We start from the raw sequence: 13,435 nt of genomic DNA on the forward strand, positions 1-13,435 counted from the left end.
CGGGGTAGGACCGATCGTCGCAAGCAATCGAAATTTCAGTTAGTCAAAGCGAAGGGCCTTCATGCAACGCGTAGGCACAGTGGGCCGCTGCCCGACGATCCGTGGCGGCCTCGCAGCCATTTTTGCCTTGACGTCACTGGGGTTGTTGGCGTCCTGCAATTCCGCGACGGTCGGCGAGAGCGTGGACGCATCCCAACTCGACGTCACCGACAAGGTGCGCTCGCTGGATCTGGCGCAGCGCCAGCCGCAACCGGTGAACGCACAGGCGGCGACGGGCGGCAGCCAGGGCGGCAGCGTCCGCGCGGCGATGTATGACGGAAGCGAAGTGACGGCGGTCGCGGACGCGCGGCCGCAACCGGCGTCGAACGGCAATGGCTTCGATCTGAATTTCGAGAGCACGCCGGTGGCGACCGTCGCCAAGGTCGTGCTCGGCGACATCCTGCATGTCGGCTACACCATCGACCCGCGCGTGCAGGGCACGGTCAGCCTGGTCTCGGTCCGCCCGGTGCCGAAATCCGACATGGTCTTCGTGCTTGAAAACGCACTCCGCCTGAGCGGCGTCGTGCTGCTCAAGGATACGGCAGGCTATCGCCTGACGCCGCTCGGCGACGCCGTCGGCGGCGGCCGCGTCGATGCCGTGGCCGCCAATCCGGAACCCGGATTCGGCATCTCGGTGGTCCCCCTGCAATATGTGTCGGCCCAGACCCTCATGAAGCTGACCGACAGCTTCGCCACCAGGGCGGGCGCGATCCGCGCCGACACGACGCGCAATCTGCTGCTGATCCAGGGCACCGGCGCCGAGCGCCGCACCGCGGTCGATACCGTACTTAGTTTCGACGTCGACTGGATGCGCGGCCAATCCGTCGGCATCTTCCCGATCTCGAGCGGCTCGCCCGCGCCGGTCATTGCCGAGCTGGAGAAGATCGTTGATTCCGGCGAGAACGGCCTCAGCCAGAACGTCATCAAGTTCATGCCGATCGCGCGCCTGAACGCGGTGCTGGTGGTGACCAAGAAGCCCGACATGCTGCACACGGCCGCGACCTGGATCAAGCGCCTCGACCGCAACGACACGGCGCGCACCTCGGTCCATGTCTACCGGGTCAAATACGGCGATGCGCGCCAGATCGCGCGGGTCCTGACCGACATGTTCCTTGGCGGATCGTCCGGCAACCTGCTCGACAGTGCCGACAGCCAGCTCGCGCCCGGCTCCGGCACCTCATCGACCTCAAGCGTCGCCGACCGTCTGTCGCTCAACAACAACAACGGCGCGAATTCAGGCATGAGCGGTTTCGCATCCCGTGGCACGTCGGGGACAGGCGCGACAGGCCAGGGCCTGGGCCAAGGATTTGGCGCCGGCGGGCAAGCGAACAATCCCAACAATCCGGGCCAGGGCAACAATGCCGCGTTGGATGCCGGACGCGGTGCAGGCGGCGGCAACGGGCAGTCCGTCATGCAGGACGTCCGGATCACGCCCGACACCGTCAACAACAATCTCTTGATCTATGCCGACCAGGCCAACTACCGAATCATCGAGGCGACGCTGCTGCAGATCGACGAGCCGCAGCTCCAGGTCGCGATCGACGCGACGATCGCCGAGGTCACGCTCAACAACACCCTGTCCTATGGCGTGCAGACCTATCTCACCAGCCAGAATCTCGGCCTGAAGCCGAACACCGGCTCGATCCTCGGCACCCAGGCCACGTCCGCGCCCGCGACCACCACGGACGCGACCACCGGCGCGGTCTCGGTCGCGGGATCGCTCACCAATACCTTCATCAACCAGAGCTTCCCGGGCTTCAACTTCCTGATCGGAAATGCGACGCAGCCGAGCCTGATCCTGGATGCGCTGCATGCCGTCACCAGCGTCAAGGTGCTGTCCAATCCCTCGCTGGTCGTGATCAACAACCAGGTCGCGACCCTGCAGGTCGGCGACGTCGTCCCGGTCTCGACCGGCAGCGCGACGGTGCTGACCACGAGCAACACGGTGGTCAACACCATCGACTATCGCAACACCGGCATCATCCTGAAGGTCTCGCCCCGCGTCAGCGTGAACGGCACCGTGCGGCTCGACGTCGAGCAGGAGATCAGCAATGTTCCCCAAAGCAGCGGCAGCACGGTCAACCTGACGCCGACGGTTTCGGAACGGCGGGTCAAGAGCCAGATCTCGGTCGCCAACGGTCAGACCGTGCTGCTGGCGGGCCTGATCAGCGAACAGCAGAGCGGCGCCCGCAATGCGCTTCCGGTGCTCGACCAGATTCCGGGCCTCGGTGACGCCTTCGGACATCAGAGCAACGGGACCCAACGTACCGAGTTGATCATCTTCATTCGCCCGCAGATCATCCGCAATGGTTCCGACGCCCAAACCGTGGCCGAGGAGCTTCGATCGAAATTGCGCGGCAGCATCGCCACGACATCGACCAATGCGCCGATCACCACCAGCTATCACTGAGCCGGGCAGCAGGATGCGCCGCGTTCTCGCACAACGGACGCGCCTCTCGGCTTCGCTCGCGATCGTGGTTTGGGCGATGACCGCCTCTGTCGCGAGCGCCGACAGCGTGGCGCGCGGATCGGCCGCCTTCCATCGCGGCGACTATGTCCGGGCGGCTCGGGAGCTCGCGCCGGCCGCCGAGCGCGGCAATGCGCGCGCCCTCGGCATGCTCGGCTTCTTGTATGAGCACGGCTTCGGCGTGCCGCAGGCCTACGCAGCCGCCGCCGACTGCTACTATCGCGGCGCCGTGCAGGGCGACCCATTCGCGCAAGCCCAGCTCGGCCTGATGTACGACAAGGGTCACGGCGTTCCGACAGATTTCGTGCTGGCCTACAAATGGCTCAATCTGGCCGCGGCCCGCTCGAACGGGCGGCAGCGCGACGCCTATCTCCGGTTCCGCGATGCGGTCGCATCCAAGCTCTCGACCTATGAGATCATTGCCGGTCAGCGGTTTGCATTGGAATGGGCCCCCGATCGGCCGGCGCCGGACGTGCACCTGACCGTCAAGTAATCGCGGCTTACCAGGGCGTACGCACGAGGCTCGCCGACACGTGCCTGCCTCGTACCTTCCGCCGCCGCAACCGGCGCCAGCCGATCACGATCCCGCTGATCGAGATAATCGTGCCAGCCGCCGATAGCAGCCACACTACGACGTCGCGCGCCGGCGAGATGCGTAGCAGCAGCGGGAAGTCGAGGCTGTGCAGCGCGTTGAACAGCCAGCGGTAGGACCGGCGGCTGTCGTCGCTGCGGTCGAGGATCTCGCCGGTGACGGGGGAGATGTGCAGCCAGGTGCGGGCGGGATCGTCGAAGCCGATCCGCAATATGGGAAGCTCGCGCGCCTGGTGCAGCGTGTACCAGTAGGCGTCGGGTTCATCGAGCTGCCGCGCTGATGTCATCGTAGCGCCGGGCATTGCGTGTCGGGCGGCAGCGATGACCTCGTCGCGCGAGAGGGTCATCTGCGCACCGGTCACAGGATCGGCGATGCTGCGGCCGCCGTTACCGTCGTCGAGCAACATCAACCCGTGTCCGCCGATCCAGACGAAGCGCGCCTCCACCGCCGGCATCGATGGCGACGACTGGAAGCCGGCGACGATGTCGGGCGTGTCATGGCCACTGTAGCCGATTGTAATCTCGCGGGTGATGCCGCGAGCCGAGAACGCGCCGCCGGGATTGAGCGACAGCCAGCCGCTGAACATCCAGGTCAAGACGCAGATGCCGCCGATCAGGCCGGCGATGTGATGCCAGGCCATCCAGCCACGATAGGGCGAGACGGCGCCGCTCGCGTAGCGGCGCGTCAGCCGCAGGCGCAAAATGCCGATCCAGAAGCCGGTGACCGCGACGACAAGACAGACCCCCGAGATCCACAGCACCACATCCCGCCACAGCGGGCCGTTCTTGCGCAACACGGTCGGATAGATCCAGTGCGGGATCGAACCAAGCCAGTTCCAGATGCGCTCGCGACGCGTGGTGTCGAGCGCGATCTCGCCGGTGCGCGCGGAGACGTAGAGCTCGGTGCCATCAGGGTCGCCGAGGCCGATCAGATAGAGCGGCCGCAACGGATCGAAGCGCGCCGTGACCGACCATTGGTCGCGCGTCACGGTGCCGAGCAGTTGGGGTTGCACCGTGTGCGGATGATGACGTGCGATGGCCAGCGCCTGGTCCGGCGTGATGCGGTCGATCACGTTGCCATCGGTCGCCGAAATGGTGATCGTCCCTCCCTTCCAGCCGGTCACCCGATAGACGGGCGTGTCGTCCATCATCGCGAGCCGCAGGTCACGCGGATAACGCTCTACGCCCGCGATCGCCATCGCGCAATCGGGTGCGAGCTGCACCTCATTCCAGGGAATGACAGGGAGCGCGGCGACGCGCTCGCTGTCGGTGAGGCGCGGAAAGGCCACGTACATCATGACGAGGCCGGAGATGAACCACATCGCGAACAGGAGACACGTCGCAATGCCGATCCAGCGATGGACGACATAGAGCCATCGCCGCCAGCGCCGGATCAGAGCGTTGCGCATGGTCAAAACTTCACGTTGACGGACAATTCGGCGGTACGCGGCATGCCGAGCAGCCACTGCCCGGTGCCGTTCGAGGTCACAGCGTAGACCTTGTCGAAGAGATTGTAGAGGCGGAACGCGACCGTGGTGCGGTCATCCGGCTTCCATCTGATGCCGCCATTGACCACGTTGTAGCCCGGCCGCAGCTGGGTGTTGGCGAGATCGGAGTACATTGCGCCGACGATCTGCACGCCGCCATAGACCGACCAGTTGGGCGCGAAATCCCACGTCAGCCAGACGTTCGAGACCTGCTGCGGCACGTTGACCGGGACATTGCCGTTGAAGCTGACGATCTTGCCGCCGACAACCTGGCTGTTGTTGTCGTATCTGGCGCGCAGCAGCGCAAGATTGGCGTCGACGCGCCAGCGGTCGCTCAGCGCGAGCCCGATCGAACCTTCGACCCCGCGGGATGATTGCTGGCCGATTTGCAATGCCAGGCCGCCGGTGGGATTGCCGGGATCGGGAATCGTGAGCCCGGTCTTGACGATCTCGTAGGCAGCTAGCGTCCACTCGCCGCGGCCGCCCCAGAACGACTGCTTGACCCCGATCTCGGTCTGCTTGCCGGTCGCAAGCTGGAAGGTTTTTTGCGTCGTCGACAGCGAGATCAGATTGCTGACCGGATCGACGCCGACCGCATACTGACCGTAGAACGCGAGGTTCTTGATCGGCTCGTAGACGAGGCCAGCGCGCCAGCTGGTGCCCGATAGCGTCGTCTCAAAACTGTTTGCCGGCGTCTTGTAGTCGGTGCGGTCGACCTCGGGGCGATCATACCTGACCCCGGTGACCAGCGACAATCGATCGGTCAGCGAGAGCCGATCCTCGGCGAACAGCGCGTATTGATTGACGATCGCGTTGAAGCCCGGCGTGGTCGCCGTCGTCGTCGCGAAGAACGATCCCGGATCGAACACGTAAGGATTGACCGACGACGCGCCGCCATAGGGCGAGTTGTTGGTATGGGTGAAGTCGATCCGGTTGACGTCGAACCCGGCGACGACCTGGTTCGCAAGTCCAAACACGTGGCCGCTGACGGTCGTATCCATCCGGTTGCCGAGCTGCCTCTGGTCGTGGAAGATTTCGATATAGCTCGTGCGATCGATCAGTTGGGTCTTCGGATTCCAGGTGTAGTTCTCGATGTCGCGCCAGTGCCGCTCGCTGGTCAGGTAATACAGCGTGTTGTTGACCTTGATGCCGTCGGCGACGTCCCACTCGGTCTTGAACCGGGTCCAGCTGTCCTGATAGCGGATCGCGCTGTCCGCCGCGTTGTAGTTCTTGAAGCGCAGCGCGTCCTGGATCGAGCCGTTGATCAGCGGCGTGCCGAAATAGCGTGACGGGCTGCGGTCGCCGTAGTCCTCCGACAGCGTGAAGGCGAGATTGTCCGACGCCTGCACCCGCACGGCAGCGGAGACCACCGCGTTCGAGGTCTTGTCGCGATCGACCCAGCCGTCCGACATGTTGCCGGTGGCGTTGACGCGGTACGACACATTGGGATTGATCGGACCGGTGCTGTCCACCGAGAGCCGCCGGGTCATGTTGCTGTCGAGCGAGACCTCGGCCTCATTATAGGGCGTGTTCTGCGGCTTCTTCGGAATCACGTTGATGACGCCGCCGATCGCGCCCTCGCCGTACAGCACCGAGGCCGGGCCGCGCAGCACCTCGATGCGTTGCGTCGACCAGGTGTCGTAGGGGAACGTCAGCGTGCCGGAGCCGATATAGAAACGCGTGCCGTCATACAGCGTCATCACCGAGTTGCTGCCGGCAAAGCCGCGGGTGCTAAACGACAGGCCGCCATTGCCGGGCGCCGGCGTTGCGATGAAGCCGGCCGCGTCCTGGGTGACGGCATCGAGCACATTATGCTGGCCGCGTTCGGCGATGGTCTGCGCCGTGATGATCTCGACGCTGGCGGGCGTCTGCAGCGGCGTCAGATTGAGACGACTGCCGGTGCCGCCCTGCGTGGTGGCATTGAGCGTCGGCGATGCCGCCCCCGATGCGCCTGACGTCGCGGCGCGCGGCGTGTTGCCGGCTGGTGCGGCCGTGGCGGGTCTCGGCCGTGGCCGCGCCGCGGCGGCCATGTCACGGCTGCGCACCGCAGGCTTCGACCTTGCCGCAGCGGAAGGCGCGACCTCGATCGGATCGAGCCTGGTTGGTGGAGGAGTTTGTGCCAAGCCTTCGGCCGGCAGCAGCAGCGATGACAGGGAGCAGACGAGACCGAGGCGCCATTTGCGCGCAACGGGAAAGGACGGAGACATGGAGGGACTCGCGGTAACGTGGCACGTCACCGCGAACGCGGACTGGCGCATTGCCCAAAAGGCAGTGCTCCGATCCCACCAGGACGCCCCCGCCCGATGTGCTCGCGTGTGACCACGACTGACGGCAGGTCTCCTGGCTCACGGGTCATCGCCTGTCGACGCCTTCCCGGGCCTGATAGCCCAGTGGCAAATTGACGAAAGGCTCGCCGTTTACAGTTGCGGGGACAGCTGCGGCATTGGGGTTACCCTCGCACCGCATTCCCTTTTGATCCCCGAAGGGAACCGTCGGCAAAAACGATAGGTGGTGCCGGCAAGGCTGTCAATTCGATGCGATCGTCGCACACATGCTTTGCGAGATGCTGCTGCGGCGATGACACAGCGACATCTGCGGCTGACGCGAGGACCCTTTGTCATTCCGTCATCCTGAGGTGCGAGCGGAGCGAGCCTCGAAGGATGCACGGCCACCAGCCGGGCCGTCGCCCCTTCGAGTCGCCGCTTCGCGGCTCCTCAGGATGACGGAGAATCTTCGCATCACTTGGCTTCGACGCATCCCTGCATCACCTCATCAATCTCCGCCCGCGAGAGCGCACCCATCTCGGCGATGAACACGATGCGCGTGCGCGGCACGCCGGGCGACGGCACGCCGCCCGCAGCCAAGGTCGCGCGGCCGCCGGCGAGTTGAAACACCGTCAGCCGCCCGGGCTGCTCCACCGTCTCGAACAATCCCTTCGCCCGCGCCAGCTTCGGCGCCAGCCTGCCGATCGCCTGCTGCAAGCGCGGCAGCACGACGGGCTGCTCCGAGATCCAGCTCAGCGTCTCGAAGCGATCGGACGCCGGCCGTCGCGGCGCGGTCTCGCGCGGCGCCGGCAGATGATCGAGATCCGCCGGAAACAGCAGCGCGGCCGGCACCTCGCCATGCAACGCATCGACCACCACGACTGCCGGACGCGCCGCGCGCACGGCGTCGCGGATCGCGGCGCACGCGGCGGCATCGGCCAGATCGACCTTGCTCAGCGCCACCACGTCCGCCGCCCGCAGCTGCGAGCGCAGCAGCGCATCGTTCAGCATCCCCGCAGGTTGCGTCGCATCGACCACGCACAGCACGGTCTCGAGCGGCGCCTCCTTCCAGATCACGGGATCCATCAGGTTGCGCACGATGTCGGCGGGATCGGCGATCCCGCTGGTCTCGATCACGATGAATTCGGGACGCGGATCACGCCGCAGCAGCGTGGCGAGCGTGCGCAGCAGGTCGCCCTCCAGCGTGCAGCAGATGCAGCCATTACTCAGGCTGACCACGCCGTCGCCGGCGCCCGCGATCAGCTCCGCGTCGATATTGATCGCACCGAAATCGTTGACCACGGCGGCGATGCGCCGCCCTTGCGCATGCGCCAGCAGATGGTTGACGACCGTGGTCTTGCCCGCCCCGAGGAAGCCCGCGACCAGCAGGATCGGGACCGGCACCTCAGCCTCCGGTGACGGGCCGGCGCACCGGCCGGCCGGGACGCGCCGCGACATCGAGCACCCCATCGCTGATCAGCGGCTGGCCGCTGACCACGAGATGCCGCACGCCCTCCGCCGGACGATTCATCGCGGAGAAGGTCGCGCGATCGCTCAGCGCCTCGAAGTCGAACACCACGACATCGGCGTCGGCGCCGACCTGCAGCCTGCCCTTGGCCCGCATCGCCGGCGTGCTCGCCGACAGGATCTCGGCCGGGATCAGCGCGCATTTGCGGATGCCCTCGAGCAACGACACTTTCTTGCGCTCGCGCACCCATTCGCGGATGAAGCGGGTGAAGCAGCCCGCCGAGCGCGGGTGCGAGGTGGCATCGTCGGGCAGCGGCCAGGCGTCGCCGGTGTAGGGGCGGCCGTCCGACAGCGTCCACGGCATCGCGTCGGAGGCGATCGCGCCGCCCGGATACAGCACCGCCATGTCGAGCAGATCGCGATGATGCGCGTTGTTCTCGATGTCGAGCACGTGCCACAGCACCAAGGTCGAGGGCTCTTCGGCCTGTGCCGCCAGCAGTTCCTCGCGGCTGCCGAAGCGATGACCGTCGGTCACGCGCTGCACCGAATCATAGCCGAGGCCGTTGCGTTCCTCGAATTTCGGATCGCTGAAGAAGGTCGCCGCCAGCACGGTCGAGCCGGTGCCGTAGGGATAGGCCTCCACCGTAATCGGCAGGCCCTGCGCCTGCGCTTTCGCGATCAGGGCAACACAGCGTTCGATATCCGTCTTGCTCGACGAGTTGAAATGACAGATGTGCATATGCGCGCCGGTGGCGCCGGCATACCCGATCAGTCGGATATAGGCCTCGGCCGCGCTCTCGGGATCGATCCGCGACATGTAGGCGACGTGGGTGAAGGTCGGCACCGCATGCGTGGCCGCGAGCTGGCACACCGCGGTCAATTCCTGCACGCCGGCGCCCGGCGCATAGGCGTTGAGAATGCCGATGCCGATACCGCCCTCGTTCAGGCCGATCGCGAGGCGGTCGAGGATGCCGCCGACCTCGCCTTCGGTCGCGACGTTTTCGATCCAGCGGCGATCGCGCATCGCGGCGCCAAACGATTCCAGCGAGCTTTCCGAATTCGAGCCGGTCATCGCGCCGATGCGCGCGAAGGCCCAGTTGGCGGCGGCGCCGTAGTTCAGCACCCTGCCCTTCTCGGCCTGGCGCTTGTACCAGGACGCGACCGGCAACACGCCGGCCTCGAGGTCGAGCGAGGTCGTCACCCCGTCGAAGGCCTGCATGCGGTCGGCCGGAATGGTCTGGCCATGCGCGTGCAGGTCGATGAAACCCGGCGCCACCACGAGCCCGGTCGCGTCGATCTGCCGCTCGGCGCCGCCGAGGCCGGTGCCGACCGCGGCGATCTTGCCGTCGACCACAGCCACATCGCCAATCGCGTCCATCCCGCTGGCCGGATCCACCACCCGGCCGCCGCTGATCACCAAGCCACCCATCTCGTCACTCCCCGCATTCCGAAACCGACCGGTCTCCTGTCGAACACAGAGAAGCGCATCGCACTGATCGCAGCAAGCCGGCCAGGGTTGTGGCGACATGCTGTGACGGAATATCCGCCGCGCGTGATGGCGATTGCAGAGAGCCCCGTCCTACGTTCCGGTTGCACGCCGCGATGGCAGCCCGCGCCAGAGATCGGGGCCGGGCTTCACGCGGCTCGCCACGAGTTTTGGCGGCGTGCGGTCCTTGGCGATCGCCGCCTCGACCGCGCGCTTGAGCCTGACATTGTCGATCTGCGCCAGGAATCGCCGGATGACGGCCTCCTGATCCGCACTTTGACCGGAGATCGCCGCGCACAGCTCCGCCGTCGTCCTGCGGAAGAAGTGGAAGGCGTCATCGGCCGCGCCGCCCAGCCGGTCGACCTCGCCGGCCACACCGAGCGCGTGCATCCGATCGTCGTCGTCGAGCGTCACTGCGAAGCGCAGCACGGCAAGCTGCCAGGCACAAAGCAGCTTGCTCTCCGGTTCAGTCGCGTACTCGCGCATCAGTCGAACACCCCGCGCGTCTGACCTCCTTCGGCTGTCGAAGGAGGTCAGACGCGGCGCGACTATCCTTGCGCGGGAATAGGTTTTCGAGGGGAGCGCGCGCCCGATCGCATAGGAATCGCATAGGCGGAGCGCGCCGAGGCCCAATTCGCTCAGATCCCCTCGAACTGCAGCCGGGCCAGCCGGGCGTAGAGGCCGCCCGCGGCGACCAACTCGGCGTGGGTGCCCTGCTCGACGATCCTGCCCTGTTCCATCACCAGGATGCGGTCGCAGGACAAGACGGTCGCCAGCCGATGCGCGATCACCAGCGTGGTGCGGTGGCGCATCAATTCCTCCAGCGCGGTCTGCACCAGCGTCTCGCTCTCGGCGTCGAGCGCCGAGGTCGCCTCGTCGAGCAGCAGCAGCGGCGCATCGCGCAGGATCGCGCGCGCGATCGCGATGCGCTGGCGCTGACCGCCGGACAGCGTCACGCCGCGCTCGCCGAGTTGGGCGTCGAAGCCTTCGGGCAGGCGGCGCAGGAATTCAGTGGCATGGGCGAGATCGGCGGCGCGCTCGACCTCGGCATCGGAAGCATCGGGCCGGCCGAACCGGATGTTCTCGCGGGCGCTTGCGGCGAACACCACGGAATCCTGCGGCACCAGCGCGATGCGCGCGCGCACCTCGGCCGGATCGGCCTGCCGGATCGGCACGCCGTCGAGCGAGATCGTGCCGGATGTCGGATCGTAGAAGCGCAGCAGCAGATGGAACAGCGTGCTCTTGCCGGCGCCGGACGGACCGACGATCGCGACCTTTTCACCTGATCGCACCGCCAGCGACACGCCGTCGACCGCGAGCGCATTGGGCCGGGTCGGATAGGCGAAGCTGACATTGTCGAAGCCGACATCGCCGCGCGCCGGCTGCGGCAGCGCGCGCGGCGAAGCGGGCGCCGCGATCTGCGGCCTGACGCGCAAGATCTCGAACAGCCGCTCGGCGGCGCCCGATGCGGCCGAGACCTCGCCCCAGACCTCGCTGAGCTGGCCGAGGCCGCTCGCGGCGAACGCCGTGTAGAGAATGAACTGGCCGAGCCGGCCCGGACTGATGGTTCCGACCAGCACGTCGTGCGAGCCGACCCAGAGGATCACGACGACGCTGGCGAACACGATGAAGATGACGATCAGCGTCAGCACCGCGCGCGCCTTGGTCGAGCTGCGCGCGGCTTGATAGGCCTGCTCGACCTCGCCGGCAAAACGCGTCCTGGCGAGCCGCTCGCCGGTATAGGCCTGCACGGTACGGATCGCATTGACCAGCTCCGAGGCATAGGCGCTGGCATCGGCCAGCGTGTCCTGGGCGGTGCGCGACAGCCGCCGCACCCAGCGGCCGAACGCCACCAGCGGAATCACGATGATCGGAATCGCGAGCAACACGAAGCCGGACAGCCGCGGGCTGGTGATCACCATCATAGCGGCGGCGCCGAAGAACAGCATCAGGTTGCGCAGCGCGATCGACACCGACGCGCCGACCGCGGACTTGATCTGCGTGGTGTCGGCGGTGAGCCGCGACACCAATTCGCCTGATCGCGCGGAATCGAAGAACGAGGGCGACAGCGAGATCAGATGCGCGAACACGTCGCGCCTAAGATCCGCGACGATGCGCTCGCCGATCGTCATCACGAGGTAGTAGCGCGAGGCGCTGGCGCAGGCGAGCACCGCGACGACCGCGATCATCACGCTGAAATAGCTGTTGATCATCGCGATGCCTTCGGGCGTGAAGCCCATGTCGATCATCCGCCGCACCGCGACCGGCACGATCAGCGTGGTGATCGCGGCGATCGTCAGCGAGATCAGCGCGAGGATCGCCCGGCCCTTGTAGCGCGCCACATAGGGCGCGAGCGCAAGCAACGGCCGCAACCGGGCACGGCTCTTCGCCGGCTCCGTGATCTGGCTCTCGATGAAGGCTTCCTCATCGAGCAACGCGTCGCGCGGGGGCTGCGGGGCGCCGCGCGGGGTCTCAAGCTGTTCGGCTACGCTCATCAATCTAGACCGGTTCTATCGCCCCCCACATAGGCCCGCCGACCCCCCGCTGGCAAATCCGGTAAAGTCCCAATCCGGTGATGGGCTTAGGCCCTTTCTTGGCTTGTTTTGGCGGGCTCCATGGGTTATAGACCCGCGCAAATCCCGTATTCCAGACATCTTGAGACGGGCGCCGGCGCGCCGAAGGAACTGTCATGAAAGCCGATATTCATCCGAATTATCATACGATTAACGTCGTCATGACCGACGGCACCGAGTACCTGACCCGCTCGACCTGGGGCAAGGAAGGCGACACGCTGAACCTCGACATCGACCCCAAGTCGCACCCGGCCTGGACCGGCGGCACCCAGCAGCTGATGGACCGCGGCGGCCGCGTCTCGCGCTTCCAGAAGAAGTTTTCGGGCTTCCTCAAGAAGGACTAAAGTCCGCTTCGCAATCGCCTTGGCGATCACACGCAAAACGCCCCCGTCTCGGGGGCGTTTTTGTTTTTGGGGGCTCGTCCGGATCGGCGGGCTGAACGAGCCCGCGATCCTTTCGATGGGTCGTCCCGGCGAAAGCCAGGAGCCTATAGCCACCGCACTTGATGATGAACAGGATCGTGGCCCCAGCATCGCGCAACAACTCTCATTAGTGAGGGGGAATCTCCGCGAACGCGGCTATCACGGAATGCGGCAACGGCCCCTCACCCCAACCCTCTCCCCGTAAGAACGGGGAGAGGGAGCACTGTGCCGTCGCTGCTCGACCCAATCTCGTCACGGTCTAGTGTGGACGTTTCGATCGCTTGAGTTCGGCGACCTTAAACTTCCCCGCGGCCTGCAGGCTGCTGCAAAGCCACCAGGCCCTGTTTCGGTACTCGCCCAGGAACCATTTGGTCTCGACGCAATCGACGTAGGATTTGTAGGTGAGGTTGTCTCGGCACGTCGACGAGAACGGTCCGTGGGTTTGTCCGCCCGTCGACTCGCTACACCCGACCCAAGGGTCCTTGCCATGCGGGAGGCTCGATTCGCAGCCACCGTTGCAATTGCTGGCGACTTTCTCCAGCGCGGCAATCCTGCCCAGCACTGAATCCGGTGCCGGCGCACGAGCGGTTGACGATGACGTCTGGATGGTTCTCGATCTCCGGTGAGATGCTCCTGTGG

9 protein-coding genes and 1 riboswitch are annotated in these 13,435 nt (G+C 66.1%); of the genes, 3 read left to right on the top strand and 6 right to left on the bottom strand.

The window, feature by feature from the left end:
* Nucleotides 1-61: 61 nt before the first annotated feature.
* Nucleotides 62-2,449, top strand: a complete 2,388-nt coding sequence (gene gspD / locus ACE10X_RS40140; RefSeq protein WP_375763694.1) for a type II secretion system secretin GspD — start codon at nucleotides 62-64, stop codon at nucleotides 2,447-2,449.
* A 76-nt stretch (nucleotides 2,450-2,525) separates the two neighbouring features.
* The gene (locus ACE10X_RS40145) at nucleotides 2,526-2,999 is read left to right on the top strand and encodes a tetratricopeptide repeat protein (protein ID WP_028340292.1); all 474 of its coding nucleotides are present in this window, start codon (nucleotides 2,526-2,528) and stop codon (nucleotides 2,997-2,999) included.
* 7 nt (nucleotides 3,000-3,006) lie between these two features.
* Here the strand turns inward: ACE10X_RS40145 and ACE10X_RS40150 are convergent, their stop codons facing one another.
* From ACE10X_RS40150 to ACE10X_RS40175, 6 genes are all read right to left on the bottom strand, one after another.
* Complete coding sequence (locus ACE10X_RS40150) at nucleotides 3,007-4,506, bottom strand: PepSY domain-containing protein (protein WP_375763695.1); 1,500 nt, start codon at nucleotides 4,504-4,506, stop codon at nucleotides 3,007-3,009.
* A 2-nt stretch (nucleotides 4,507-4,508) separates the two neighbouring features.
* Entirely contained in the window at nucleotides 4,509-6,791 is a 2,283-nt protein-coding gene (locus ACE10X_RS40155) for a TonB-dependent siderophore receptor (protein ID WP_038386643.1), read from the bottom strand.
* Nucleotides 6,792-6,896: 105 nt separating this feature from the next.
* Nucleotides 6,897-7,093: riboswitch (cobalamin riboswitch) on the bottom strand.
* Nucleotides 7,094-7,322: 229 nt separating this feature from the next.
* Complete coding sequence (locus ACE10X_RS40160; protein ID WP_085970736.1) at nucleotides 7,323-8,252, bottom strand: GTP-binding protein; 930 nt, start codon at nucleotides 8,250-8,252, stop codon at nucleotides 7,323-7,325.
* 1 nt (nucleotide 8,253) lies between these two features.
* Nucleotides 8,254-9,744, bottom strand: coding sequence for an amidohydrolase family protein (locus ACE10X_RS40165; RefSeq protein WP_038386641.1), 1,491 nt, complete (start codon nucleotides 9,742-9,744; stop codon nucleotides 8,254-8,256).
* A 150-nt stretch (nucleotides 9,745-9,894) separates the two neighbouring features.
* Nucleotides 9,895-10,434: a hypothetical protein gene (locus ACE10X_RS40170; RefSeq protein ID WP_375763696.1), complete on the bottom strand. Its 540-nt coding sequence runs from the start codon at nucleotides 10,432-10,434 to the stop codon at nucleotides 9,895-9,897.
* A 5-nt stretch (nucleotides 10,435-10,439) separates the two neighbouring features.
* Nucleotides 10,440-12,296 (bottom strand): ABC transporter ATP-binding protein/permease, encoded by a 1,857-nt coding sequence (locus tag ACE10X_RS40175; RefSeq protein WP_375763697.1) that lies wholly within the window; start codon nucleotides 12,294-12,296, stop codon nucleotides 10,440-10,442.
* Between the two features lie 194 nt (nucleotides 12,297-12,490).
* Here ACE10X_RS40175 and rpmE point away from each other — a divergent pair, with 194 nt between their 5' ends.
* Nucleotides 12,491-12,718: a 50S ribosomal protein L31 gene (rpmE, locus tag ACE10X_RS40180; protein ID WP_375763698.1), complete on the top strand. Its 228-nt coding sequence runs from the start codon at nucleotides 12,491-12,493 to the stop codon at nucleotides 12,716-12,718.
* Nucleotides 12,719-13,435: the final 717 nt, after the last annotated feature.

It is taken from the genome of Bradyrhizobium sp. Pha-3 (assembly GCF_042258325.1).
Classification (GTDB): Bacteria; Pseudomonadota; Alphaproteobacteria; order Rhizobiales; family Xanthobacteraceae; genus Bradyrhizobium; species Bradyrhizobium elkanii.